Source organism: Saccharopolyspora sp. CA-218241 (assembly GCF_050954615.1).
In the GTDB taxonomy this organism is placed as follows: domain Bacteria; phylum Actinomycetota; class Actinomycetes; order Mycobacteriales; family Pseudonocardiaceae; genus Saccharopolyspora; species Saccharopolyspora cebuensis.
This window is the reverse complement of sequence record NZ_CP191860.1, coordinates 5068386-5092504: the sequence shown is the minus strand read 5'-3', so window position 1 is coordinate 5092504 and position 24119 is coordinate 5068386. Positions and strand designations below refer to the sequence as shown.

The following is a 24119-nucleotide window of genomic DNA, read 5'->3' as shown; positions in this document are numbered from 1 at the left end:
AGTGAGTGCTCGCTCAGGTCAATGAGCGAGCACTCACTCATTCGGGGGCGCCAGTGCTGTCTCGGGGTCGCGGGGCTCCGTCAGGCGGAGGCCGCGAGCATCGCTGCGGTGTCCCTGGTGCCGGTGACCCACAGGCCGTGGTCGTGGTTGCCCAGGTGCAGCATCTCGTGGATCACGTCGAGCGCCCGGCCGCTGGTCCGCCACAGCGGGCGGCGCGGCGAGAGCACGTCGTGCTCGTCGGCGGAGACCCGGGCGGCTTCCGCGTCGTCCTCGGCGAAGAGCTGCAGGACGTCGATCGTGCCTCGCCGGTGCACCCGGATGCCGAGCACGGCGACCAGCTCGCCCGCGTCGTCGCGCGGGTGGGCGAACTGGAAGCCCGTGGCCACGAGTGCCTGCAGACCGTTCGTAATCTCTCTCATCAGCGCCACCGGTTTCTTTCGAGGGCGGGCCGCCGGCCGTGCGCGCCGGGCCCGGCACGAGCTCAGACGATCAGGTCGTCGAATTCGCCGTCCTTCGCTCCGCTGAGGAACGCGGCCATCTCGTCGCGGCTGTAGACCAGAGCCGGACCGTCGGGGTAGCGCGAATTGCGGACTGCGATCCCGCCGTCGATCAGCGGGGCCACCTCGACGCAGTTGCCCACCGATCCGCTGTACCGGCTCTTGCGCCACGAGAGGCCCGGAAGGTGCTGCGCGGGCATCCCGTTGTGGATCTTCGTCATGCTCGGCGTTCCGCCCTTTCCCCCGACGTCTTGCTGCACGGCCATCTGCACGTGCAGATGATCGTGCGGTCACCGTATCAGGCGATCTTGCACGCGTGAATGCACGTGCATCCGCCCGGGATGTTGATCACTCAGCCGGTCGATCAGGGAAAACGCAGCGTGATCGACCCAGGACCCAGCGCAGACGAAGGCTCGGCGAACGGCACCCCGACGGCCGTCCGCCACGAGCACCAGCACCCGCACCGGCCGCGCCGCCCCCGGCCCACGTCACCCGCCGGTGTGCTGAGTGAGGGGCACCCTTGCCCGAGTAAGGACCGCTTTCGCCAATGTTCTGCGTGGCGGTGCGGGTGGCGGAACCTCAGCGGTCCCCTCGCTGCGCCGTTCGCCTCCTGATGTACCGACGACGTACCCGGCGTCGGCGCTGTCCTCGCGAGAAGACCGCTGAGCGGTCACGCCCGGGCACGGGCCGCGGTGCCAGCCGCGTGCCTCACCGCACGCGGCTCCGCCGCATTCCGAAAGGACCCCTAACCGGGACAAGGGTGCCCCTCACCTGGATTCGCTCGGGTGGGCGTGTCGTCCGGGTCAGAGTTCGCGGAGGGCGGCGCTGAGCGAGCGGCGGGTGGCCTCCGGGGTCAGGGCGTCCACCGCGAGGCGGTGGCTGACCTTGCTGTACACCTCGACGTCCTCCTGCTTGTCGAGGTACAGGGCACCGCAGAGGTGTTCCAGGTAGACGATGTCCGGGATCTCCGGCTCGGCGAAGCGCAGGACGGTGAACGCGCCTTCGGCGGCCGAGCGGCCGAGCTCGAACGGGACGATCTGCAACGAGATCGTCGGCAGCGCGGTCACCTGGAGCAGGTGCTCGAGCTGCGCCCGCAGCACGGCGCGACCGCCGATCGGCCGGTGCAGCACGGCTTCGTCGATCACCGCCCACAGCCGGGGCGCCCGCGGCTGGGTGAGCAGCCGCTGCCGGTGCAGCCGCAGCCCGACGCGGCGGTCCACCTCGGCGTCCGGCGCTTCGGGGCGGCCCTGCGAGGCGACGGCGCGGGCGTAGGTCTCGGTCTGGAGCAGCCCGGGCACGAACTGGATCTCGTAGGTCTGGATGCGCGAGGCCGACTCCTCCAGGCCCACGTAGTCCTGGAACCAGCTCGGCATCAGGTCGTTGTAGCTGTTCCACCAGCCGGGCTCGTTGGAGCGGCGGACCAGTTCGAGGAACGGTTCGCGCTCGGACTCCTCGGTCACGCCGTAGAGGCTCAGCAGGTCGGCGACGTCGCGTTCCTTGAACCCGACCCGGCCCAGTTCCAGGCGGCTGATCTTCGACCCGGAGCCGCGGATCGAGTAACCCGCCTCGTCCCGGCTGATCCCGCTGGCTTCGCGCAGTCGCCGGAGCTGGGCGCCGAGCACCAGCCGACGAGCGGTGGGGCCGCTGCCTGCGGCACCATCCGTGGCCACGTCGAGACCTCCTGGGCTTCGTTCGGCGTGCTGTCGGGCGACAGCGGTCGGTCAACGTCGGGGGATCTTAGTAGAACGCGGATCCGCGTCCACCACGTCCGCGCAACCACGCGTCCGACCACAGCTCCTACGCCTCGAATTCACCCGTTCGTGAGGCGCTGACCGGTGCGTTCGCCTCCTCGCCGAGCGCGACCGCCGGGCCGAGCGGTGCGGACGGGAGAGGCGTGTCGCCGGTGCCGTGCACGAGATCGCGCACGCCGAACCAGACGAGGGCGATCGCCACCGCCGTGGCGGCGAGCCAGGCGGTCAGGTAGCCGAGGACGCGTGTCACGGATGGGTGATCCTGACCTAGTGCGGTGTTCCCGCGCAAGACCCGATCGGTCCGGCGCATCGGTCGGGGTGAAGTCGCCGCGCCGCCCGGCGGTGTGCTCCGGTTCACCCGCCGCAGGAAGGTGAAAATCGTTCAAGGAGCCCTGTAGCGTCGGTCCACATGGCTGTGGTTCTGGTAGTCGAGGACGATCCGGTCGTGCGGGCGGCGATGATCCGCGACCTGAGCGCCCGCGATTGGGTCGTGCGCAGCGTGGGCACCGCCCTCGAATCGCTGCGCGAGGTCGCCGAGCACCCGCCGGACGCGATCATCCTCGACCTCGGCCTGCCCGACCTCGACGGCGGCGAGACGCTGAAGATGATCCGGGGCATCTCCAACGCGCCGACGATCGTGGCCACCGCCCGCGACGACGAGTCCGAGATCGTCCGGCTGCTGCGCGCCGGGGCCGACGACTACGTCGTCAAGCCGTTCTCCAGCGAACACCTGCACGCCCGGATCGAGGCCGTGCTGCGCCGCTACCGGGGCGCCCAGCCGTCGAAGGTCGTCGAGGTCGGCGGGCTGCGCATCGACCTGGACAGCCGGGTGTCCACGTTGGACGGGGTCGAGCTGGAGCTGACCCGCCGCGAGTTCGACCTGCTCGCCTACCTCGCCGCGCGGCCGGGCAAGGTGGTGCCGCGCCGCGAGCTGCTCGCCCAGGTGTGGCGGCAGTCCTACGGCGACGACCAGACCATCGACGTCCACCTGTCGTGGGTCCGCCGCAAGCTCGGCGAGACCGCCGCCGCGCCCCGCTACCTGCACACCGTGCGCGGGGTCGGCGTGAAGCTGGTGGCGCCGTGACGCGGGCCCGCCGATGAGGCGTGCGCTGGTCCTGGTGGCGCTCGCGATCACCTCGGCGGTGGCGCTGGCGTTCCTGGTGCCCTTCGGCGCGGTCCTCCGCGAGGTGGCGCGCGACCAGGCGTTCCAGGACGCCGAGCGGCAGGCGGTGGCGCTCGCCCCGGTGCTGGCCACCGGCGGCGACCACCAGCGCGTCCAGCGCGCCATCGGCGGGACCGAGGCCGGTCGCGCGGGCCGGCTCGCGGTGTACCTGCCCGACGGCGGGGTGGTCGGCCCGGCGCGCGCCGGAGCGGGGGACGTGCACCTGGCGACCGCCGAGGTGCGCACCGCGGTGCTGCCGCTCGACGGCGGATCGGCGCTGCTGCGCCCGATCCCGCTGGCCGGTGGGCGCACCGCGCTGGCCGAGGTCTTCGTGCCCGCGGAGGCGCTGCACCGGGGTCTGCTGCGCTCCTGGGCGGTGCTGGCGGCGGTCGGGCTGCTGCTGGTCGGCGGCTCGGTGCTGGTGGTCGACCGGCTCGCCGCGCGGGTGGTGCGGTCGGCGACCCGGCTGGCCGACGCCTCGGCCGCGCTGGGCGGCGGGGACCTCACCGTCCGCGTCGATCCCAGCGGACCCCGCGAGCTGGTCGAGGCCGGACGGGCGTTCAACGCGATGGCCGACCGGGTGCGCCAGCTCCTCGCCTCCGAACGGGAGCTCTCCGCCGACCTGTCGCACCGGCTGCGCACCCCGCTCACCGCGCTGCGGCTCAACGCCGAAGCGCTCGGCGACGACGCGGCGGCCGAGCAGACCCGGCAGGCGGTGGACCGGCTGGAACGCGAGATCGACCTGGTGATCGCCAGCGCGCGGCGCACCGGCCCGTCCGAGGACGTCGACACCGACGTGGCCGAGCTGCTGCGCGAACGCGTGGAGTTCTGGTCGGCCCTGGCCGACGACCAGCTCCGGCCGTGGAACCTGCGCGGTGCCGACGAGCCGCTGCCGGTGCCGGTGTCGCGCGCGGAGCTGGCGGCGGCGATCGACTCGGTGATCGGCAACGTCTTCCGGCACACCCCGGAGGAGACCGAGTTCGTGGTGTCGGTGCAGCGCAACGACGGGGTGGTCGGCGTCGTCGTGGAGGACGCCGGGCCCGGGGTGGCGGAGCTGTCGCAGGCGGTGCGGCGGGGCAGCAGCAGCGCCGGATCGACCGGGCTCGGGCTGGACATCGCCCGCCGGGTCGCCGAAGCGACCGGCGGACGCCTGTCGGTGGACCGCTCCAGCCTCGGCGGCGCGCGGGTCTGCCTGTGGCTGTGGCAGCGCCCGGCGGCGCCGAACCGGTCCCGCCGCCGCCACCGCAGGCGCCGCCGCTGAGCTAGCCGAAGCCGACGACCTCGCCCCGGGGACCGAATTCGGCGACTGCCGCGTAGGCGATCTCCCAGCGGTTGCCCTCCGGGTCGGCGAAGTACGCCGACCGTCCGCCCCACGGGCGTTCCTGCGGCTCGGCCACCGCGCGGGCGCCCGCGTCGAGCGCGGACGCGTACGCCTCGTCCACCGCCGCCCGGCTGTCGACGTTGATCGCCAGGGTCACCCCCCGCCACGGCCCGGCGGCGGCTTCGCCCGGCGCGGCCTCCGCGGCCAGCGATTCTTCCGGGTAGAGGGCGAGCACGGCGCCACCGAGCAGGAAGCCCGCCCACCGGTCGCCGCTGCCCGGCACCTCCGGCCAGCCCAGCCGTCCGTAGAACGCGCGGAGTTCGCCGACGCCGGCCGCCGCCAGCGTCACCACCGAGAGCCGAGCCGGAACGTCCATGCCCGGAGACTACTGGCCGCCGCTGAGCCGGGCGTCACGCCGCGCGCCGCCGGTGCCGGATCGCCCGGCCGGTCGTCGTTACCCTCGGCGGCGTGCTGACTGTGTCGACCGCGAACGTCAACGGCCTGCGCGCCGCCGCCAAGAAGGGCTTCGTCGAATGGCTGGCCGCCACCGGCGCCGACGTCGTCTGCCTGCAGGAGACGCGCGCCGAGGCCGACCAGCTCACCGCGGCGGTGCGGGAGCCGGATGGCTGGTACCCGGTGCTCGCGCCGAGCAACGCCAAGGGCCGGGCCGGGGTGGCGCTCTACACCCGCGTCGAGCCGGAGGCGGTGCGGATCGGGTTCGGCTCGGCGGAGTTCGACGAGTCGGGCCGCTACGCCGAGATCGACCTGCCGGGGTTGGTGGTCGGCAGCCTCTACCTGCCCAGCGGTGAGGTCGGCACCGCCCGCCAGGACGAGAAGGAACGCTTCATGAAGGAGTTCCTCGCCTACCTGGTGGACCGCCGCGAGCGCGCCGCGGCCGAAGGCCGGGAGGTGCTCGTCTGCGGCGACTGGAACATCGCGCACCGCGAGGCCGACCTGAAGAACTGGAAGGCCAACCGCAAGGAAGCCGGGTTCCTGCCCGAGGAGCGCGCCTGGCTCGACGAGGTCTTCGCCGCCGGCTACACCGACGTCGTCCGCGCCCTACACCCCGACGTCCAGGGCCCGTACTCCTGGTGGAGCTACCGGGGCAAGGCCTTCGACAACGACAGCGGCTGGCGGATCGACTACCACGTGGCCACCGGGGGGCTCGCCGCGCGGGCCACCGAGGCGCGGGTGGAGAAGGCCCCCAGCTACGACCAGCGCTGGTCGGACCACGCCCCGGTGACGGTCGTCTACGACTTCTGAACGCACCGCGCGGACGGCCGGACCGGACCCGCCGTCCGCGCGGTGCCAACGGATCAGGCCTGCGCGAGGGTGTTCTGCCGGGCCACGACCCACCAGCGGCCGTGTTCCTCGACCAGGACGTAGAGGGCGATCATCGCGGGGTCGACGTCGATGAGCTCGCCATCGGGCCGGGTGGCTCGCGCGTGCTTGTGCGCGATGGCCACGTCGGGACGGATGAAGGCGATGTCGCTGACCTCGTAGCGCACGTGCTCGTCGCGCAGGAATCCTGCGAGGCCCTTGCGGTTGGCGTCGAGCAGCGCGTCCCGGCCGGACATCAGCATCCCGACGGCGTTGACGACCGAGGCGTTCCGGGAGAAGTGGGCGGTCATGAGGTCGGGATCGTTGGTGTTGAAGGCGGTCTCAACATCGGCGATCACCTGTTTGATCGCGATGATGTCCGACTCGTGGTCGGTCGTGGTGTCCTCGATCAGGGGAGGCTCGGTGGCATCGTCGTTCATGGGTACGAGCTTGGTGCCTCTATCAAAGTGGAGATCCACACCTAGTGTCGCGCGTCACTTCCGGGCGTTGCGGACCACGGGCAAGGGCGTCCTCGGGTGGTGTCGAGGACGAGGGCTGAGCAGGTCCGGACGTTTCGGGCGCGGTCGCCCCTGTCCGCGCCGCGCCGGACGTGGAAGTCTTGCCGCCGTGAAGAACTCGATGAGGGCGCTCGGCACGCTCGTGGTCGGTGCTGGGTTGGCGGCCTGCACGTTCCAGGGATCGGCGCCGCAGCGCCCGCCGGCCCCGACCGTGCCGCTGGCCGGACACGACCTGTGCGGTGACCACGTCGGGGTCTTCTTCGACACCGACGAGGAGATGCACCGCCGGGCGGCGGCCGTGGCCGCCGACGACCGGGTGCGCCAGGTCTACACCGAGACCAAGGAGCAGGCGTACGTGCAGTTCAAGGAGATGTTCGCCGACGACCCGCACCTGGTGGAGCTGGCCAGTCCGGAAGCCCTGCCCGCCGGTCTGCAGGTGCTGCCGCTGGCGGGTGCGGACGTGCGCGCGTTGGCCGATGACCTCCGGCAGGAGCACCCGGGGGCGCGGATCGAAGTGTTCGTCCGGCCTCCCTTCGTGCCGGGCCAGCCGCCGTGCCCGCCGAACGGGCTGTGGCCGCCCCGATGACCGGCCGGACCGGATCACCGGCCCGCCCCCTCGGGGACACCCCGCGCTGACGGTCGCGGTGGCCTGCGACCGTTGATCAGGCAGGTCGGGAGGTGGCGGTGGTGCACGAGCTGATCGAGGCGAACAGGCACGAGATCGAGGAGCTGTGCCGCACGCTCCCGGTGCGGCGGCTCGGTCTGTTCGGCTCCGGTGCGGACGGCTCGTTCGACGCCACGACCAGCGACGTCGACGTGCTCGTCGAGTTCGACGTCGGCCCCGGGTTCGACCACTTCGGCACCTACTTCGACCTGAAGGAGGGGCTCGAAGGCATCCTCGGCCGCCCGGTCGACCTGGTCAGCGTGGGCAGCGTCCGCAACCCCTACTTCAAGCAGCGGATCCTGGACACCCGGGAGCTCCTCTACGCAGCGTGACACCCGGGCGTACCTCTGGGATGCGTTCCGGGCCGCGGACCTGCTGCGGGAATTCACCCGTGGTGAGGGCTTCGCCAGTTATCAGGCGAACGCCATGCTGCGATCCGCCGTCGAGCGGCAGTTCGAAATCATCGGCGAAGCGCTGAACCAACTTTCCAAAGCGGATGCCGAAATCGCCGCGCGCGTACCGGACCTCGGCCGCATCGTGGCATTCCGCAACAGGCTCCACGGACGATCAACGCTCGACGACGACGTCGCTGGTCAACGATGGCGGATGTGCCAGTCGGGTCAGCGCGGCGGCGGTCGCCGAAGCGGGCACTCGCATCGCGGCATGGGGCAGGAAGCGCACGGCGGTCCCGGTGCTGATGCCCTCCTCGATGGGGATGAGGCCGGTGACCGGGAGGCCGTGTTCGTAGCGCTGGGTCCACGAGCCGTTGCGGCGGCGGTTGGTGTGCACGAGCCATGTGCTGAGGGCGGCGACCACGGACATGCCTCGACGCGGATGACCATCGGGGAGGATCTGCGCTGCCGCGGAATCGAAGAATCGCAAGTCCTTCGTGGACATGACCGCTTTCTTGATCGGGGTGCCGTTCCCGTCGTGGCGGGTGTCGGTGCCGCGTCCGTCGTCCGAGACAGTCACCGAGCCGTCGGTGTGCAACGTGACGACGCAGTGCCCGGAACCGGTGCACTCGGCTTCGTCGGCGGCGTAGGCGAGTACCTCGGTGATCAGGTGCAGCACGCCGCCCGGCGCGAACTCGCCCGGCCGGTGGCGGATCTCGGCCAAGTGCTCGGGATCCACGGTCTCGGCCCAGTCGTGGGTGGTGTTGCGCCATCGCGTCCCGAACTCGTCCACGGTCCCAGCATCCGGCATGGACCGCGGAATCGTCCGCGGTCGTTCGGTGGGACGGATGGACGTGCGGGCGATGGCTCGGCAGGATCGTCGGCGTGGGCAACGATGCGGCGGGCTCCGCCGGGGCGATGCGCGGGCTGGACTCGCGCCTGGGGACCGCCGAGAACTTCCGGCGGTTCGGCGCGGCGGCGCGCGGGCGGTCGCCCGCGTACGGCCGCCTGGCCGAGGCGGTCGCCGCGGACACCGGGGTGCTGGACTTCCTGGACGGGCTGCCGGTGGTCAAGCGGCAGCCGAACCTCCTGTTCGCCGCGGCCCGCTACCTGCTCGGGACGCCGCCGGGGATCGACGCCGTGCGCCGCCTGGTGCGCGAGCGCGCCGACGAGCTGGCGGCGGTGCTGCGGGCGAGGCGGACCCAGACCAACGAGCCCGCCCGGTGCGCCACGCTGCTGCCCGCGCTGGCCGGGTTGCCCGAGCCGCTGGCGCTGCTGGAGGTCGGCGCCTCGGCCGGGCTGACGCTGCTGCCCGACCACTACTCCTACGACTACGCCGGGCATGCGCTGGCGGGCGATCCGGGGGCGCCGACGCTGGCGTGCCGCCCGCACGGGCCGGTTCCGCTGCCGGACCGGCTGCCGACCGTGGCGTGGCGGCGGGGGCTCGACGTCAACCCGCTCGACCCGGCCGACGCCGACGACGCCCGCTGGCTCGAATGCCTGGTGTGGCCGGGGGAAGGCGACCGCGAGGCGCGGTTGCGCGCGGCGCTGGACCTCGCCCGCCGCCACCCGGTGCCGGTCCACCGCGGGGACCTCGTGGACGACCTGGCCCGCGTCGCCGCCGACGCGCCGTCCGGGGCCACGCTGGTGGTCTACCACTCGGCGGTGCTCGCCTACGTCGATGCCGGGACCCGCCGCGCCTTCGCCGCCGCGGTGCGCGACCTGGGCGCGGTGTGGCTGTCCAACGAAGCGCCCGGGGTGCTCCCGGGCACCGAGGCGACCGGGCACCACGAGGACCCGTTCCTCCTGGTCCGTGACGGGCGCGAGGTGCTCGCCGCCACGGACCCGCACGGCACGTGGATCGACTGGTCGGCGCGCTGAGGGCCGCCTAGCGGGGGCGCAGCACGACCGTGACCGTCCGGTTCCGCGCTCGGTCCTCCGGGTCCGCCGTGGGGAACGGGGGGTCGGCGGTGCCGGAGCTGAGCAGCGCGAACGCCGACAGCGGCAGGCCGCCGGCCTCGGACATCCGCTCGGCGGCGGTGCGCGCGCGGGCCAGGCCGAGTTCCGCGTCGGTCGGGGAGTCCGACGTCTGCACGTCCGCGGTGTGCCCCACCACGGTGATCGACGTGCCGTCGGTGAGGGGGCCGAGCCGTCGGGCGAGATCGCCCAGCGCCGCGGATCCGGTGCGCGACAACGACGTCCCGGTGCGGAACACGCCCGTCGGGAACGTGACCACCACCGCGTCCGCGTCCGCGCGGGCGAGGAACGCGGGATCGCCCGCGAGCACCGCGCCGAGGGCGTCGAGCCTCCGCTGCCGGTCGAGCCGTTCGGCGAGGGAGCCGAGGCGTTCGGCCTGTTCGCGCTGGCCGTCGCGGACTTGGGCGAGTGCGGCGAGCACGGTCGGGTCCGGGTCGGGCGGCTGCTCGACCAGCACGCCGACGGCCACGCCGGTGCCGGTGACCAGGACCGCGGCCAGCGCCGCCAGGGCGACCCGACCGCCCCGCGGCCGCATCCGGTGGGCCACCAGCGCCGCGATCCGCTGCCGACCGGCGCGGGCCGGGGCGAAGTCGGCGTCCAGCCGCAGCGCCAGCGCCCAGCATTCGTCGGCGTCGAAGAGCTCACCGCGCTGCGCGTGGATCCGCGCGAGCAGGTCGAGCACCGCCGGGTCGGTGCTGCCGCGACCGCCCAGTTCCCGCAGCAGGTGCTCGGCCCCGGCGTAGTCGCCGTTGCCGGCCAGCCCGGTGGCGCGGGTGAGGGTGGTCGGTGCCCCGCTCACCGGTCGCCCGCCCGGACCGTGCTGCCGAGCCCTCCCGCGGCGTCGGCGCCCTCCACGGCGCGCGGTGCGGCCTGCTCCAACTGGGCGTTGACGCTGGTGAGCAGGGCGTCGTCGCCGTGGTCCAGGCCGCGCCTGCCCTGCTGGAGCAACTCCTGGACGCGCGGGTCCGGGTGGTCGGCGAGGGTGCTCTCCCGCACCGCGAAGATCACCGCGGCGAGCTGGCCGCTGTCCTGCAGCACCTCCCGGAGGATGTCGCGGAGCACGTCGATCCGGCGTTGCAGCAGCGTGCGGTCACCGGCGGCGATGGCCGACTCCACGGCCCGCGCGGCGTCGTGGAACGCGCTCCGGTGCCGCGCGGTGCCCGACCGGGCGACGAACTCGCGCAGGTCCGCCACCATCGCCCGCCCTTGGTCGACCAGTGCCGGGAACTCCAGCGCGGCCTCGATGTCGTCCAGCGCCGTCTGCGCGTCCCGCAGCCGGTTCTCGCAGGTCGATGCGGCGTCCGGGTCGACGCTGGCCGCGTCGGCGAGCCGCCGGACGTCGGCGACGACGTCGTCGTCGCGGAACCGGTCGGCCAGCTCGCCCGCCTCGCCCGGGTCCACGCCGCGCGAGCGCAGCTCGTCGAGGCGTTCGGCCAGTTCCTGGAACCGGCCGGTCAGGTCGTCGGCCGCCCCGCGGAAGTCGGTTCCCGACCCGGTCCGGCCCAGTTCCACCTGGATCGGGAACTCCTCGTCGAGCAGCGGCACGTAGGCGTCGGCGCGCGGGCTGAAGCTGGTGTCGATCCGCAGCGCGACCTCGACCTCGCTGCCGACGGGCACGTCGCGGTCGACCTGGGTCGGCACCAGGTCGAGTTGGCCGATCAGGGTGTTGCGGTCGGCCTTCGGCCGTTCGCCCTCCACGATGGGCACCCGCACCAGGCCGGTCCGCTCGTTGCGCCGCACCGCCACGGTCGAGTGCAGGACGGCCCGCGCCTTGGCCGGGAGCTCGGCGCCCTTGCGCACCAGCCACAGCACCTCGTTGTTGTCCAGGGCGACGCCGAGGGAATGGCTGAGCGTCGGCGCGGTGCCCATCTTCGCCGCGTGCCGGTAGGAGATCCGTTCCGGCTCGGTCGCGACCAGGGTGCCCCGGGCGTCCCGCAGTTCGAGGTCGTAGGTGTTGACCGCGTGCTCGTCGGCGCGCAACCGGGTGGTGAACGTGCCGTCCGGGTTGAGCGGGAGCTGCCCGCTGCGCCAGGGCGGCTTGCCGTCCGGGTGGATGAACTCGACGGTGGCGCCGGTCCAGTCCCGGGGCTGGGCGGTGCGCGGTGGCAGGCCGCCCACCAGCGGTTCGACGTCCGAACCCGCCGCCGGGTACCGCAGGTCCAGCACCACCCGCCCTTCGCCCAGCGCCTGCTCGGCGCGCTGCGGCCGGGCGGGCTGTCGCTGGGTGCCCGCGAAGATCGCCGCTCCCTTGGCGACCACCGCGACGGGGTCGAGGCTGTGGTCCAGCGGGATGCCGAGGCCCTCCTCCGGGTCGGCGAGCAGGTCGCGCAGGGCCGGCGCGATCGTGGTGCCCCCGACGAGCAGGACGCGATCGATGTCGCCGGTGCGCAGGCCCGCCTCGGTGATCGCCCTGCGGCACAGGTCGATCGATCGCCGGTAGTGCGCCAGCGCGTACCGCTCGACGTCCGCCCTCGTCAGCTCGTGCTCGAAGTCGAACGCGGGCGTGCCGTCGGCGTCGTTGAGCAGCAGGTTGATCGGCGCGCTCGTGGTGTGCGACAGCGCGATCTTCGCCTTCTCCGCCGCCGTCTTGAGCTTCGCCAGGTTGCCCGCCGATCTGCGGTGGCCGCGGGCCAGGTCCGGCAGCGGGAACTGGTCGCGCACCGCGGGGATCAGCAGGCCCTCCACCAGGCCCCAGTCGATCAGCTTGCCGCCGAGGAAGTTGTCGCCCGCGTGGTTGATGGTGCTGAACTCGCCGTCGGCGACCTTGACGATCGCGGCGTCGAAGGTGCCGCCGCCGAAGTCGTACACGAGCCAGAAACCGCGGTCGGTCGCGAGGTGCGCGCTGTAGGCCCACGCCGCCGCGCTCGGTTCCTGGATCAGCGGCGCGAGGCCGAGCCCGGCGAGCTCGGCGGCCTTGCGGGTGGCGTCGCACTGGTCGAGCTCGAAGGCCGCGGGCACGGTGATCACCGCGGCGTCGATGTCGCGGCCCAGGTGCCGCTGCACGTCGCCGCGCAGCGACTTGAGCACCTCGGCGGACATCTCCACCGGGGTCAGCCGCCTGCCGGAGTCGGTGAAGTCCCGGTGCGCGTCGCGGTCGCCCATCTGGATCTTGAACTCGCCGTGCGCGTTGTCGGGGTCCTCCTCCAGCCGGCCCTTCGCGGGCTCGCCGACGTGCACCGCGCCGGAGCGGGTGATGTGGACCGCGGACGGCGTGGTCGCGGACTGCCACACGGTCGGGATCACGGTCGCGTCGTCGGCGGTGGCCGCCGCGATGATGCTGGTGGTGGTGCCGAGATCGATGCCGAAGTCAATGGTTTCCGGTGCCATCGCCCTGTCCTTCCTCCGGTACTCCGATGATCACGTGGCCGAACTGGATGCACCGCTCGCCGCGGTAGATCGTCGGCCGTTCGGTTTCCACCACGGTTTCCCGCTCCAGGTGCGGCCGTGGCTCGTAGGCGAGGGCCTGCAACGACATCCCGGGGTCCCACGAGATCCCGTCGTGGCTCTGCACGTGGACCCCGGCCTCACCCAGCCGTTCCGACATCGCGGTGAGGTCCCGGATCGCCATGCGCTGCGCCCTGGACGTCTCGGCGCCGCTGAACCTCTTGAGCACCCGCCACATCCGGGTGGCGACTTCGGCGACCGTCCGGTCGTCCAGATCCGCCGTCGCAGGTTCCGGCTCCGGTTCGCACACCGCTGCCGGCGGCTGCTCCGGCGGCGGGTGGATGCGGAACTCGGGCGGGAAGCGCCGCTGCCCGCGGCGGAAGCCGGTCACGTCGCCGCTCCGCCACCGGCGGTCCGCGCGGCGGCCCACGCGGTGAGCCGGTACCGGCGCAGCCCGAGGGCGGCGGCACCACCGGCCACGATCGCGAGGAAGACCAGCAGCCGCGGCGCGCTCTGGAACGGCTGCGCCAGGAAGAGGGCGAGCAGCAGGGCCACCACCAGCCGCCACCACCTCGCCGCCGTGCTCAACGGCACCTTCCCGTAGAGGTAGTCCGCGTCCCGCAGGTAGGCCGCCATCGGGAAGACCGGGATGAACAGCGCCGTGAGGTAGTGCGTCGTGATGTACGTGCCGGGCTCGGTCGTCTCCCTCGCCCCGTACAGGTAGGCGCCCCAGCCGAAGACCGACCCCTGGAAGGGCATCCCGTTCGGCGGCGTGCGCAACGACTGATCGGCGAGCACCGCGTCGATCCGCCGCCGCAGCGCCTCGTCGTCGGTGCGCCCGCGCCACGCGCGGAGCCGGTCGGCCGCCGCGTTCACCTTCCCGGCCGCGCAGAGCTCGTCGACCTCGCCCAGGATCTCCTTCCCGCCGATCACCGCGGTGTTCTGGTCGATCAGCTCGATCGCGGTGCGTTCGCGGGCCAGCTCCCGCGCCGAGCGCAGCAGGTCCAAGGCCGGGTCGCACGCGCCGGAGTCGTTGTGGTGGGCCACCGCGCACAGGTTCACCGACCTGGCCACCTCGTCGTGGGCGGCGGTGGTGACCGGGTGGTCCTCGCTGAGCAGCCCCCCGATGGTCCGCAGCGGCGCCGCGGTCCGCTCCAGCAGCGCGTGGCCGGCCTCGGCGGCGCCGCGCGGCGCGGTCTCCGCGATGCGGTCGGCGGTCTCGCGGGCGGCGCGCACCCGCTCCTCCGCGGGGCGCACCGCGTCCCGCAGCGCCGCGTCGACGAGGTCGTCGTCGAACGACGAGTCGTCGAGCACCCGGAGGTGCCGGTCCGCGGCGTCGCCGCCGAGCTCTTCGGCCGCTGCCGCCGCGAGCGCCAGGTGCACGTCCACGATGTGCCTCGGCAGCCGGTCGCGCAGGCGCCGGACGGTGCCCGTGGTCAGCCTGGGGTCGTCGATCTCCCGCACCCGCTGCCGCGCCCGGTCCCAGATCCGCTCACCGGAGAGCACCTGCGCCCACGCTTCGACGGCCGCGAGCCACCGCTGCCCGAGCGGGTCGCCGGGCACGTCCGGACCGGTGAGCGGCTCGCCCTCCAGCACGGCGCAGTGCCGGCGCACGGCGGAGTCGTGGTCGTCCTCCGCGCCCCACGGCCACAGCAGCTCGTGCACCAGCCGCAGCACGGGGCTGCGCAGCGACTCGAACGCGGCGTCCACCGCGTCCCAGTCGGGCGCCGGTGCGAGCGGGAGCTCGTCGGACGCGGCGGGCGGGGTGCCGAGCTGCGCCATCAGCGCGGCCTCCTCCCGGCGGCGCCGGACCTGCTTCGGGGACGCGGTGACCGGCAGCGCGGTCAACCGGAACACGTTGTTGCGGTACAGCCGGGCCCCGCCGAGGCCCCGCAGGACCTCGTCGAGCTCGTCGTCCTGCACCGCCCCCTCCGGCGTCCCGGTCCTCATCGCGGTGCGGGGGTGAGGACGACGACGGTCGTACCGTCGCCGAGCGAATCCAGCTTCACCTGGACCGTGGCGTGGCCCCGGGACCCGAAGGACCCGCCGCCACCCGGACCCAGCCTGGCCCGGATCGCGACGCCGCCGTCCGGGTAGGTGACGTAGTAGGTCAGGGCGTCCGGCGTGACGGACACCAGGGTCATCTCCGGGTAGTAGAAGCGGGCCGCGTCGAGCGGAATGGTGAGCGGGCCGGTCACCACCAACGTGCAGTCGGCGTCGAAGCACTCGGCGACGTCGGTGCTCGGCGGCTCCGGACGGGGAGGTGGCGGCGCGGGGGCCTCGGGCGCGGCCGGAGCGGTCGGTGGCGACTCGACGGGTCGCGGGGCACCTGCCTCGGGTTGGGCACATCCGGTCAGCGCCCAGGTGACGGCGGCGGCGCAGGTGAGAACGGCGGATCGGGACGGCATGTCTTCCCCTTCGGCTTGTGGCGGTCAGCGGATCGGCGCGATCACTCGTCCACCGCGTCCTGGTGGTAGAGGTGGGCGAACACGAACAGTCCTGCGAGCAGGGGAGTCAGGCCCACCATGGACCCCCGGTACAGCGCGTAGGCGCCGATCGCCATCGCGAACACCTGGGTGACGGCGGTGGGCACCGCGGCCGTCGAGGAGCCGCGCGCGGTCAGCAGCGCGCAGGCGCCGGACGCGGCCCCGACCGCGAGCACCACCACGGGGGCGAGGTAGTCCACCGCCCCGTAGTCCTGGGCCGCCGCGTCGGCCAGCATCAGGGCGAGCCACAGCCCGCCCAGCCCGGTTCCGAGCACCGCTTGGAGCCCGAGGAAGCAGACCGCGTTGATGACGCGTCGGCGGCCCGCTCCCGGCTTCTCGGTCCTGGTCCTCATCCGAACCCTCCCCGTTCCTCGTGTGCGTGCGATCCACCCGGCCCGCCTCCACCCCCAGTCGCGGAGGCGGGCACCGGTGACCGGACCGAGTTTCCGGACGCGGGTTCAGCGCAGGTCAAAGCCGGTTCATCAGCGGTACATCCGAAGAATCGGGTATTCGGTACACGCACGGTGATCGCCCGCTTACACTGCTCTTGCCCGTCCGGAGCCGTGCGGAGGAGCGGACATGTCCGAACCCGAGACCAGGCACGTCAAGTACTTCGTGCTCGGTCCGCTCCAGGTGCGCGATGCCGACGACGCGGTGGTCGCGGTGAACGCGGAGAAGCCCCGCCTGCTGCTCACCGAGCTGTTGGCGCGCCGCAACCGCTGGGTCGACACCGACGTCCTGGTCGACGCCCTCTGGAACGGGCGCACCCCGCCCGCTTCGGCGCGCGGAAACCTGAAGACCTACGTGCACCAGCTGCGGCAGCTGGTGGCCAGGGACGGCGCGGAGTCGCCGATCTCCAGCCGGCGCGGCAGCTACCAGCTCGCGGTCGACCGGGGCGAGCTCGACTGCGACGTCTTCGAGGACCTGATCGCGCGGGGCCGGGAGGCGCTGGGCGGGGGCGACGGCGCCGCCGCCGAACAGGCGTTGCGCGCGGCGCTGGAACTGTGGCGGGGCGATCCGGGCCGGGTCGCCGCGAGCCAGGGGACCGCAGCCGAAGCGACGCGGCTCCGCGAACTGCGCTGGGTGGCGAGGGACGCCCTCGCCGACGCCCTCATCGCCGACGGTCGCCCCGAGGAGGCGGTGGCCGCCCTGCGGGCGCTCAGCGTCGAGGAGCCGCTGCGCGAGGCGACGTGGGCGCGGTTGGTCACGGCGCTGCGGGACGCCGGGCGGCCCGCCGACGCGCTGGCCGCGTACCAGAAGATCCGCGACGACCTGGTCGCCGAGTTCGGCGCCGAACCCGGGAGCAGGCTTCGCGGGCTGCACGCGGAACTGCTCGCCGAGACCGAGGGCGACCCCGTGCCGCCGCCCCGGCGCTTCGACGATCCCGCCGAGGGCTTGGCGGTCTCCGCGCCGGTCCCGGCGCGGGTCTCGGCCGGTCCGGCGCGGTGGTTCCGGAGTCGGCCGCTCGCCGTCCGCGCCGCGGCCGTCGTCAGCGTGCTGGCCCTGGTGGTCGTCGGCACCGTCCTCGTCAACCGCACGACGGTGTCCACCCCGGCTCCGCCCACCGAGGTGGCCGCGCACCTGCGGCTCGACGCGATCGCCCCGAAGCGCCCGGTCCCGGGCTTTCCGGCGGGGACCGGCGAGCACCCGAAGCTGTTGTTCGGGTTGGGCGACGAGGCGACCGAGGCGGCCCGGCAACCGCTGGTCCACCAGGCCCCCGTCGGCATGTTGACCACCTGGTACGACGGGCCGGACGAACTGGCCCAGTACGAGAGCTGGGGTCCTCAGGTGATCCCCGGGCACTACGCCGCGGGCACGGCGATGCACCTCATCCTGATTCCCACCTACGACGACCCGGAACCGGTCGACACCGAGTACGGGCCGGGCTGCGGCAAGGCCTACCCGCTGTCGCCGGAATTCCTGGACCACATGCGCGTGCTGGCGAAGGCGTTCGCGGGCGAGGCCGACGGCCCGCCCCTCTACGTGTCGGTGTTCAACGGCATGCTGAAGGTCGTCTGCACCGAGGAGGGCTACCACGCCGATCCGCTGACCACGAACTACTACCGGGCGCTCAAGGACCGCTACCTCGAAATCCGGCAGGTCTTCCACCGGCACGCGCCCAACGCCAGGGTGGCGCTGAACTGGGACGGCTGGCAGGCGGAGAAGGACGATCCGCAGCTCGGTTCGGGCCGGTCCCTGATGGACCTGTTCTCCGACGCGCTCGCCGTCTCGGACTTCCAGAGCTTCAACGCCTTCCAGGACGAGGACAACGCCGCCGACGTCGAGCGGATGGTCACCGAACTGGGCAAGTACGGGCCGGTCATGGTGTCGAACTTCGGGCCGTACAAGGACCCCGCCGGGGCCCGCCTGCGCAGCGACCTGACCAAGGTCTTCGCCCCGGAGCAGATCGCGGAGCTGGCGTCACGAGGGCTGTTCGCCTGGAGCTTCTGGACCCACGACTACGTGGACGTCACCCCGGAGTCCTACGCCCTGGTCAAGGACGTGGTGACCCGCTACGGACGACGCTGACCGGCGGTTCGGTCCCTGAGTGAGGGGCACCCTGTACCACGTGACGCGGTACAGGGTGCCCCTCACTCAGTTCACTATCGGGTGCTCAGAGCTGGGGCGGGTGCTCAGAGGTAGGGCTGCGTGATCATCTCGAAGAAGTGGCCCGCCGGGTCGCGGAAGTAGACGCCGCGCCCGCCGTGGCCGTGGTTGATCTCGCCAGGGTGCTGCATCCGCGGGTCGGCCCAGTGCTCGACGCCCCAGTCCACGAGCCGCGCGTAGGCGCGGTCGAAGCGCTCGTCGTCGACGAGGAACGCGTAGTGCTGGTTCTGGATCTCCTCCAGGGGAGGCGCGGCGAACTGGATCAGCACGCCCTCGTCGAGCTGGACGTTGGTGAACGGACCCCAGGAGGGCGCTTCGGCGGCCTCGAAGAGCTCGCGGAAGAAGCGCGCGGATTCCGCGCCGTCCTTCGCGATGATGATGGTGTGGTTGAACGTGATCGGCATAGGTCTCCTCGCCGTGCGCGCGGGCGTTCGAGCCCGCGACAGGGATGTCTAGGGGCTCGTGGTGCGGAGTTCCGCGCGTCTCAGGAGGGCGGCGAGATCACCCCCTCTCGTTGGGAGGGGGCGGGGCGGGTCCAGCGCCCGCCGGGAGTTCAGCGCTCCACCGGATCGCCAATCCGTGCGTGGCTGCGCGCCGGTCCGGTGTTCACGCAGTCGAACCTAGCGGCCGATCACGGCGGGGGCAACGGGTTTTCGCATGTGCCGCAAAGGTGTTTAGGTTCCCGGGCGGTTCTGCTGCCGGTACTCCTGCATCTGGCGCACTACGTCGTCCCAGGCCCAGCGGTGGTGGCCCGACGGCAAGGTCAGTGACGGCTCCAGCAGTCCTTCGCGTACGTACCGAGCAAGCGTTCGCGGCGAGATGCCCAGCTTTCGCGCCACCTCGCCGGTCGTCAGGTATCGCTCACCCGTCACGGTTTCGACGCTAGGGAGTCATTACACCATCCGCTGAACGTTCGTGCCGTCTGTCTCCTAGTTGCACTACAGTTACGACTGACTCGGTTGTCCGTTTTAGGGGATGCTGATGCGGGTGGGGCACTACTGGTTGCCGGTGGCGGTGGGTGAGGGCGGTGTGCGGCATGCCTTCCGGGGGCGGCGGTGGGAGGGCGAGTCGGCGGCGGAGGCGGTCTGCGGCGAGCCGCTGGCGCTGGCGAAGCCGTCGGAGATGGACTGGATCACGTTCCGCTCCTGCCACGGCTGCCGCTGCGTCCTGCTCGTCGAAGCGGGGATGCGGCCGGAGGAGGTGTACGCCGGTCGATCGTCGGCGAGAGCCGCTGCGCAGGCTACCCCGAGTTTGCGCCAGCCGTAGGGCTGGTGCGAACAGCTAGCGGGGTCCCAGGGCCAAGGCGGCGATCGCGCCGACGAGCAGTAGTGCTTCCGCTGCGACAACCACCCTGGCCGACCACGACCGCCACCCCGTGATCGTCACGAGGATCAACGTTCCCAAGGCGCTGGGCACCACGTAACCCAGGAAGAACGTGATGGCGATCCCGCGTTCGGCGGCGGAGTCCCCGTAGCCCTGCATGGCGATCGAGTACAGCGTGACCGCCGCTACCGCTCCGATGGTGAGAAGTGGCCAGGCGATGACATGGCCCGCGATGGACTTCCACCGCACCGTCCGCTCGGTTCCTTGAGTCATCTCATACCTTCAGTCTTGCCGACGGCGAGTCGCGCCAAGCTGTCCAAAGAGCGCTCCTTGTCCCAGTATTCCGTGTGCGAGCCGGTGGGCTCAGTGGGCAGCTCCCGGGCGCCGAACGCCGGGTCGGAGGGATCGAGGCCGTGGATGTGGTAGTCGTCCTCACTGAACCACTCCCAAGGCTTTGCAGAAGCGCCGTATTCGATGATGTCAGCCTCTGAAGTCCCCGAGTAGACGTGGTCAGGGGCTACGCCCAGCTCAGTGGCGTGGTCGACACCGACCCCTGGTGAACCGATGAAACCGATGTCGTCGGCGTGCACGCCGTAGTCTCGTGCGGCTTCGCCCACGACGGTGGAGCCGTAGCTGTGCCCGAGAATCGTGTTGTGTGAGCCGCCCTCTTCATGGGTCGCGCGAAGCCCCTCCTGGAATTGCGCGAGGTCAGCACTCGCGTTCTCCGAATAAGATCCCGACAGCGCGTAGGGGAACACTTCCGCAGGTGTCTCGTAGTCGACCCATGCAACGGCGGCAACCTCTTGGCCTGGAGCGAGCTCTCGGGCTCGATCCAGCATAGCCTCGTTGCGCTGCACGTCTCCCGTCGCTCCACCAAGGTCGGCCGTCGTTCCGGGAACGGTGGTCATCACGTGATCAGCTGTGTCAGGGTTTCCGCTAGCGACGATGACTCGCCCACGACCATCGGCACCAGTGGAATCCAGCCCGAGCAGGAAACGTCCGCTACCAGGTGGGCCGAGCTGTTCCTTGAGCTTATCGATACCCGAGACGGTCTCTTCCATTTGTTCGATGCGTGCCCAGTCGTGGGCGGTCTCGGTATCTGGATCGAGTTGCGACCGGGCTTCGCGCAGCTTGGCCACGATGGCTTGGCGCTGCTGTTCCAATCGAGTTCGATTCGCCTGGTCGCGTGCGGTGGCGGGGACGCCGTCCGCGCTGCCGACGAGCTGCGGGAAGCGGTCGATGAGATCGGCACGTTGAGCAGTGGACAGCGACGACCAGCAGCCGTGCACCGCTGCCGGGCCGTGCGTCATGGCCTGCTCGAACATGCCTCGGGTCGCGTCGGCGGCGCGGCCTTCCACGGCTGTCGCGGCATGTGCGAGGGCAGCCCCCGCCGGGTTCGTCGGGTGCGCTCCGGCCTGAGCCCACTCCGCACCCTGCGGGAGGCCTTGGAGCCCGTCCTTCGCCTCGTTCAGCGCGTGGACGAGCTTCTCGTGCGCGGCGCGCTCCAAACCCCGGGCTTGCTCGACCGTGGTCCTGGCTTCGGCGAACGCGGCCTCCTGCGCGGCTCGCCGCGCTCGGGCCGCCTCTGCTTCGGCGGCCGTCCGGGGGAGTTCCGCCGAGGGCATTCCGGTCGGTTCCGGGCGCGCGGCAGCCGGTGGGTGGATCAGGTCACCTAGGACCATCAATTGACCTTCGGCGGCTGCCTGCTTGGCCTGCTCCATGCGCGCTCGCACGGTGCCGATCTCGTCGGACCACGCTTCGACCGCCCGTGCGGTCGCTACGAAAAGCTCGGCGAGCGTGTCACCACCACCGGCTTGCTCCGCCGCCCAGCGTTGGAAGGCTTCGGACGCTTGCCCTTCCCACTCGGCGGCTGCTGCGGTGCGGACCTGATGTTGTCCCGTGGCGACGCGCTCGGTGTTCGTCCCGAGGAGGTGCACCTGCTCCGCGTAGCCGCGCATCGCAGCCGGATCGCCTGCGACCCACGTGTTCAGCGCCACGGCTGATCAGTGCCCCATCCGTTGGAACAAGCCGGAATTGGCGTCGTCGGTGGAGGCGTAGTCCGCGCTGTTGGCGTCGAGGTCGGCCGCGCCACGATGCGCCACCTCGACGTACCCGGCGGCGGCGCGCAGCAGGTCGGCGGCGGTCGCGGAGACAGCGGCGCTGGACGGCCCCGCGTCGGCCGGTGGCAGCGGGCGTGCCTCACCCAGGGCCTCGGTCGACTGTTCCAGGTCACCGGCCATGCTTCTCAGGGTCGCCGGATCGATTCGCACGGTCACGGATCATTCCCCCTCGGTAGCCGTCCGCGCGGGCGACGGTATCGAACGGGTGCCGACGTGGTGACGGGGTTTCTACTCAACCGGGCGGCATCACTCGTTCAGCCCAGCGCCGGTCAAGTCGAGGGTCCGCACGTCAGGGGAGTCGCTGCGGAGCGCCTCGCCCGCCTGCCGGAGGGAGGGAGCGCAGGGTTTGAGCCCCCCGGTCCGGGCATGGGGGTGCCGGACCAGGGAGAGGTGACTGCCGTCGGTCGGTCGCTTCGGCATCACCCGCGGACGTCGTTGCTCGTCCGCCGGGCCGGGGTGGCAGGGCAGAGCCGGGGAGGGGTGTCCTGCGCTCGCACCCCGCGCTTCCAAGCCTGCTGAGCCGGGTACCGCCTTCGCACAGACGTCGGGGTGCACGCTCGCGCGGTCCCTCTCACGGACGCTGCACGGCTGTGAACCATGACCAGGACGAACGCCGACCCACGGCCTGCCTGGAACGGCCGTGGCGGGGAGCGCTTCTGCTACGCTCGGCTCTGCTGTTTTGTTCGTTTGGCGACTGCAAGATAGCGCGAAGCCCCGGCTTTCCCGGCCGGGGCTTTCGTATGCGCCGCAAGGGTTTTCACGTTTTCCGGAGCTACTCGCGGGTGCGGCGCGAGTGCTCCCGCAACTGCTGCTTCGCGTCTTCCAGCCTGAAGCGCGACTGACCGCCGGGCGTGTACAGCTCGGGCACCAGGATTCCCGCCGCCACGTACCTCGCGATCGACCGACGGCTCACGCCGAGCTCGTCCGCGAGCTGGCTGCTGGTCAACAACTTCGGCGCCATACCACGAACGTGGCACGGATGGCGCGAGTTGGCTCTGTTTGTGTCCCAGTGTGGGATGGTTGTCCCAGTTGGCTCAGTTCTGGGAGATGCTGATGCGGGTGGGGCACTACTGGTTGCCGGTGGCGGTGGGTGAGGGCGGTGTGCGGCATGCCTTCCGGGGGCGGCGGTGGGAGGGCGAGTCGGCGGCGGAGGCGGTGTGCGGTGAGCCGCTGGCGTTGGCGAAGCCGTCGGAGATGGACTGGATCACGTTCCGGTCCTGCCACGGCTGCCGCTGCGTCCTGCTCGTCGAAGCGGGGATGCGGCCGGAGGAGGTGTACGCCGGTCGATCTGCGGCGAGAGCCGCTGCGCAGGCCGCCCGAGTGCGCGCTAGCCGTAGGGCGGGCGCGAACAGCTAGCGGGAGCCGAGGACTAAGGCGGCGATGGCGCGTCGCATCCGCCGTCGCACCGTTTCGTCCGGCTTGGCCAGCGCTGTGACCGCGTCTGCGGACCGCGTCGCTCGGCCGACCCTGCTGAGCACCGCGCACGGGGCACTCGCCGACGCAGCCCCGGACCGGGGGTCCGGGGCTGCGCTGGTCGGGGGTGGGTCACCAGGCCTGCTGGGCCGCCTGGTGGAGGGGGAGGGTGATCTCCTCGGTGAACTGCGGTCCCACGAGGTACCGGGTGCACCCCTCCTGCTCGCCGGTCGGGCACGGGTCGCCTGCGCTGTCGAAGTGGGCGCTGCGGGTGTTGGTGCCGACGACCGTGCCGATGCCGGTCTCCTCGGACAGCTCGGCGAACCGGGGGCCGCCGCTGGAACCGCCGCCCATGATGCAGGCGACGCCCCACAGGTCCGGCGCGGCGGGGTTGTCGGGGGTGCCGAGGTACTCCTTCGCCGGCCCCCGGCAGAAGGCGAGCCGCTCGCCGATGTACTCGGGCAGGCCCTCCCGCTCGGGATCCGACGCGGCGCGGGGGTAGCCGAACGCCGTCGCGGTGCCCGCGCCCGGCTTGTCGAAGCCGATGCGCTGGGCGGCGCCGACCGCGTCCTGCACCCGCTGCCCGCGCTCGTTCGGGTTGAGCACCACGGTGGCCTGGTCGTAGGCGCCGTAGATCTCGCCGTGCTGCTGGTCGTTGTCCAGCCAGGTCGCGTCGACGAAGCTGATCCGGCCGGTGAACCGGCCGAAGGGCTCCTGCCCGTCGTGATAGGCGGGGATGAACAACACGTTGCGGGTCCACTGGTTGTCCTCGCCGAGCAGGTTCGTGGCGTTGACGCAGTGCCCGGCCGTGACGATCGTGCTGCGGTTGGCCGCCTCGACCACGGTCGCCGTGCAGCTCGCGTCCTCGCCGTGGTCGGTGAAGAACAGCCGCCCCACGGTCGCGTTCAGCGCGTTGCGGTTGGTCCACGGGGCCCCGTCCGGCCCGGCCTTGGGCGGGTTGTCCGAGGCGGGCTCGGTGAGCGCGGCGATGCGCTCGGGCGTCCAGTAGTCCTGCACCGCTCGCTGCTCCTCGGCGGTGGTGGCCAGGCGGTGCTCGGCGACGGGCTCGGCCGCGGCGGGCGCGGCGGTCAGCGTTCCCACCGCCAGCGCCGCAGCCCCGACGACCAGGCCCTTCACTGTCGTGCTCATCATGCGGCCAAGCTAGGCGGCGGTTGTCAGGAACT

At 72.3% G+C, this 24119-nt stretch carries 29 protein-coding genes and 1 pseudogene; 10 read left to right on the top strand and 20 right to left on the bottom strand.

Annotated elements, in window-relative coordinates; genetic code table 11:
• Nucleotides 1-80 precede the first annotated feature (80 nt).
• From ACQP0T_RS24240 to ACQP0T_RS24225, 4 genes are all read right to left on the bottom strand, one after another.
• Nucleotides 81-419 (bottom strand): hypothetical protein, encoded by a 339-nt coding sequence (locus ACQP0T_RS24240; protein WP_433870122.1) that lies wholly within the window; start codon nt 417-419, stop codon nt 81-83.
• A gap of 62 nt (nt 420-481) precedes the next feature.
• Nucleotides 482-718 (bottom strand): DUF397 domain-containing protein, encoded by a 237-nt coding sequence (locus ACQP0T_RS24235; protein WP_345358195.1) that lies wholly within the window; start codon nt 716-718, stop codon nt 482-484.
• 582 nt (nt 719-1300) lie between these two features.
• Nucleotides 1301-2167 carry a helix-turn-helix domain-containing protein gene (locus ACQP0T_RS24230; protein ID WP_433870121.1) on the bottom strand — a complete coding sequence of 289 codons (867 nt, stop codon included), beginning with the start codon at nt 2165-2167 and terminating at the stop codon, nt 1301-1303.
• Nucleotides 2168-2294: 127 nt separating this feature from the next.
• On the bottom strand, nt 2295-2498 hold the full coding sequence (locus ACQP0T_RS24225; protein ID WP_433870120.1) for a hypothetical protein: 204 nt from the start codon (nt 2496-2498) through the stop codon (nt 2295-2297).
• A gap of 159 nt (nt 2499-2657) precedes the next feature.
• Between ACQP0T_RS24225 and ACQP0T_RS24220 the strand changes: the two genes are divergently transcribed.
• Together ACQP0T_RS24220 and ACQP0T_RS24215 are read left to right on the top strand one after the other, a co-directional pair.
• Entirely contained in the window at nt 2658-3332 is a 675-nt protein-coding gene (locus tag ACQP0T_RS24220; RefSeq protein ID WP_345358204.1) for a response regulator transcription factor, read from the top strand.
• Nucleotides 3333-3345: 13 nt separating this feature from the next.
• Nucleotides 3346-4671 (top strand): ATP-binding protein, encoded by a 1326-nt coding sequence (locus ACQP0T_RS24215; RefSeq protein WP_433870119.1) that lies wholly within the window; start codon nt 3346-3348, stop codon nt 4669-4671.
• Nucleotide 4672: 1 nt separating this feature from the next.
• Here ACQP0T_RS24215 and ACQP0T_RS24210 read toward each other — a convergent pair whose 3' ends face one another.
• Nucleotides 4673-5107: a VOC family protein gene (locus ACQP0T_RS24210; protein ID WP_433870118.1), complete on the bottom strand. Its 435-nt coding sequence runs from the start codon at nt 5105-5107 to the stop codon at nt 4673-4675.
• A 92-nt stretch (nt 5108-5199) separates the two neighbouring features.
• Here ACQP0T_RS24210 and ACQP0T_RS24205 point away from each other — a divergent pair, with 92 nt between their 5' ends.
• Complete coding sequence (locus ACQP0T_RS24205) at nt 5200-5994, top strand: exodeoxyribonuclease III (protein ID WP_433870117.1); 795 nt, start codon at nt 5200-5202, stop codon at nt 5992-5994.
• 53 nt (nt 5995-6047) lie between these two features.
• Here the strand turns inward: ACQP0T_RS24205 and ACQP0T_RS24200 are convergent, their stop codons facing one another.
• Nucleotides 6048-6491, bottom strand: a complete 444-nt coding sequence (locus ACQP0T_RS24200) for an SgcJ/EcaC family oxidoreductase (protein ID WP_433870116.1) — start codon at nt 6489-6491, stop codon at nt 6048-6050.
• Between the two features lie 187 nt (nt 6492-6678).
• Here ACQP0T_RS24200 and ACQP0T_RS24195 point away from each other — a divergent pair, with 187 nt between their 5' ends.
• The 3 genes and pseudogenes from ACQP0T_RS24195 to ACQP0T_RS24185 form a co-directional block, all read left to right on the top strand.
• Nucleotides 6679-7155: a permease-like cell division protein FtsX gene (locus ACQP0T_RS24195; RefSeq protein ID WP_433870115.1), complete on the top strand. Its 477-nt coding sequence runs from the start codon at nt 6679-6681 to the stop codon at nt 7153-7155.
• 101 nt (nt 7156-7256) lie between these two features.
• Nucleotides 7257-7565: a nucleotidyltransferase family protein gene (locus ACQP0T_RS24190; protein ID WP_433870114.1), complete on the top strand. Its 309-nt coding sequence runs from the start codon at nt 7257-7259 to the stop codon at nt 7563-7565.
• 40 nt (nt 7566-7605) lie between these two features.
• A pseudogene (locus tag ACQP0T_RS24185) lies at nt 7606-7731 on the top strand (HepT-like ribonuclease domain-containing protein); the annotation flags it as partial.
• 69 nt (nt 7732-7800) lie between these two features.
• On the opposite strand, the gene ACQP0T_RS24180 reads toward ACQP0T_RS24185, so the two are convergent.
• The gene (locus tag ACQP0T_RS24180) at nt 7801-8418 is read right to left on the bottom strand and encodes an ATP-binding protein (RefSeq protein WP_433870113.1); all 618 of its coding nucleotides are present in this window, start codon (nt 8416-8418) and stop codon (nt 7801-7803) included.
• 92 nt (nt 8419-8510) lie between these two features.
• On the opposite strand from ACQP0T_RS24180, the gene ACQP0T_RS24175 reads away from it, so the two are divergent.
• Nucleotides 8511-9506: a DUF2332 domain-containing protein gene (locus ACQP0T_RS24175; protein ID WP_433870112.1), complete on the top strand. Its 996-nt coding sequence runs from the start codon at nt 8511-8513 to the stop codon at nt 9504-9506.
• A 7-nt stretch (nt 9507-9513) separates the two neighbouring features.
• Here the strand turns inward: ACQP0T_RS24175 and ACQP0T_RS24170 are convergent, their stop codons facing one another.
• The 6 genes from ACQP0T_RS24170 to ACQP0T_RS24145 are packed head-to-tail and all read right to left on the bottom strand — an operon-like array spanning nt 9514 to nt 15825.
• Nucleotides 9514-10401 carry an OmpA family protein gene (locus tag ACQP0T_RS24170; RefSeq protein WP_433870111.1) on the bottom strand — a complete coding sequence of 296 codons (888 nt, stop codon included), beginning with the start codon at nt 10399-10401 and terminating at the stop codon, nt 9514-9516.
• The gene (locus ACQP0T_RS24165; RefSeq protein WP_433870110.1) at nt 10398-12929 is read right to left on the bottom strand and encodes an Hsp70 family protein; all 2532 of its coding nucleotides are present in this window, start codon (nt 12927-12929) and stop codon (nt 10398-10400) included. The genes ACQP0T_RS24170 and ACQP0T_RS24165 overlap by 4 nt, the downstream gene beginning before the upstream one ends.
• The gene (locus ACQP0T_RS24160; RefSeq protein WP_433870109.1) at nt 12910-13377 is read right to left on the bottom strand and encodes a hypothetical protein; all 468 of its coding nucleotides are present in this window, start codon (nt 13375-13377) and stop codon (nt 12910-12912) included. Before ACQP0T_RS24160 ends, ACQP0T_RS24165 begins: the two co-directional genes overlap by 20 nt.
• Nucleotides 13374-14936: a hypothetical protein gene (locus ACQP0T_RS24155; protein ID WP_433870108.1), complete on the bottom strand. Its 1563-nt coding sequence runs from the start codon at nt 14934-14936 to the stop codon at nt 13374-13376. The genes ACQP0T_RS24160 and ACQP0T_RS24155 overlap by 4 nt, the downstream gene beginning before the upstream one ends.
• Nucleotides 14933-15394, bottom strand: coding sequence for a hypothetical protein (locus ACQP0T_RS24150; protein ID WP_433870107.1), 462 nt, complete (start codon nt 15392-15394; stop codon nt 14933-14935). The genes ACQP0T_RS24155 and ACQP0T_RS24150 overlap by 4 nt, the downstream gene beginning before the upstream one ends.
• A 41-nt stretch (nt 15395-15435) precedes the next feature.
• Entirely contained in the window at nt 15436-15825 is a 390-nt protein-coding gene (locus ACQP0T_RS24145) for a hypothetical protein (protein ID WP_433870106.1), read from the bottom strand.
• A gap of 226 nt (nt 15826-16051) precedes the next feature.
• On the opposite strand from ACQP0T_RS24145, the gene ACQP0T_RS24140 reads away from it, so the two are divergent.
• Nucleotides 16052-18001: an AfsR/SARP family transcriptional regulator gene (locus tag ACQP0T_RS24140; protein ID WP_433870105.1), complete on the top strand. Its 1950-nt coding sequence runs from the start codon at nt 16052-16054 to the stop codon at nt 17999-18001.
• 104 nt (nt 18002-18105) lie between these two features.
• On the opposite strand, the gene ACQP0T_RS24135 is transcribed toward ACQP0T_RS24140, so the two are convergent.
• Together ACQP0T_RS24135 and ACQP0T_RS24130 are read right to left on the bottom strand one after the other, a co-directional pair.
• Nucleotides 18106-18483: a VOC family protein gene (locus ACQP0T_RS24135; RefSeq protein ID WP_433870104.1), complete on the bottom strand. Its 378-nt coding sequence runs from the start codon at nt 18481-18483 to the stop codon at nt 18106-18108.
• A gap of 270 nt (nt 18484-18753) precedes the next feature.
• Entirely contained in the window at nt 18754-18951 is a 198-nt protein-coding gene (locus ACQP0T_RS24130; protein WP_433870103.1) for a MerR family DNA-binding transcriptional regulator, read from the bottom strand.
• A 103-nt stretch (nt 18952-19054) separates the two neighbouring features.
• Here ACQP0T_RS24130 and ACQP0T_RS24125 point away from each other — a divergent pair, with 103 nt between their 5' ends.
• Nucleotides 19055-19345 (top strand): hypothetical protein, encoded by a 291-nt coding sequence (locus ACQP0T_RS24125; RefSeq protein WP_433870102.1) that lies wholly within the window; start codon nt 19055-19057, stop codon nt 19343-19345.
• Nucleotides 19346-19360: 15 nt separating this feature from the next.
• Here the strand turns inward: ACQP0T_RS24125 and ACQP0T_RS24120 are convergent, their stop codons facing one another.
• The 4 genes from ACQP0T_RS24120 to ACQP0T_RS24105 all read right to left on the bottom strand — a co-directional run bounded on the left by ACQP0T_RS24120 (nt 19361) and on the right by ACQP0T_RS24105 (nt 22483).
• Nucleotides 19361-19675 carry a hypothetical protein gene (locus tag ACQP0T_RS24120; RefSeq protein ID WP_433870101.1) on the bottom strand — a complete coding sequence of 105 codons (315 nt, stop codon included), beginning with the start codon at nt 19673-19675 and terminating at the stop codon, nt 19361-19363.
• The gene (locus tag ACQP0T_RS24115; protein WP_433870100.1) at nt 19672-21399 is read right to left on the bottom strand and encodes an alpha/beta hydrolase; all 1728 of its coding nucleotides are present in this window, start codon (nt 21397-21399) and stop codon (nt 19672-19674) included. The genes ACQP0T_RS24120 and ACQP0T_RS24115 overlap by 4 nt, the downstream gene beginning before the upstream one ends.
• A 6-nt stretch (nt 21400-21405) precedes the next feature.
• The gene (locus tag ACQP0T_RS24110) at nt 21406-21642 is read right to left on the bottom strand and encodes a hypothetical protein (protein WP_433870099.1); all 237 of its coding nucleotides are present in this window, start codon (nt 21640-21642) and stop codon (nt 21406-21408) included.
• A 652-nt stretch (nt 21643-22294) separates the two neighbouring features.
• Nucleotides 22295-22483, bottom strand: coding sequence for a helix-turn-helix domain-containing protein (locus ACQP0T_RS24105; RefSeq protein WP_433870098.1), 189 nt, complete (start codon nt 22481-22483; stop codon nt 22295-22297).
• Nucleotides 22484-22542: 59 nt separating this feature from the next.
• Between ACQP0T_RS24105 and ACQP0T_RS24100 the strand changes: the two genes are divergently transcribed.
• Nucleotides 22543-22878 (top strand): hypothetical protein, encoded by a 336-nt coding sequence (locus tag ACQP0T_RS24100; RefSeq protein ID WP_433870097.1) that lies wholly within the window; start codon nt 22543-22545, stop codon nt 22876-22878.
• A gap of 189 nt (nt 22879-23067) precedes the next feature.
• Here ACQP0T_RS24100 and ACQP0T_RS24095 read toward each other — a convergent pair whose 3' ends face one another.
• Entirely contained in the window at nt 23068-24087 is a 1020-nt protein-coding gene (locus tag ACQP0T_RS24095) for a trypsin-like serine peptidase (RefSeq protein ID WP_433870096.1), read from the bottom strand.
• Between the last annotated feature and the right edge of the window lie 32 nt (nt 24088-24119).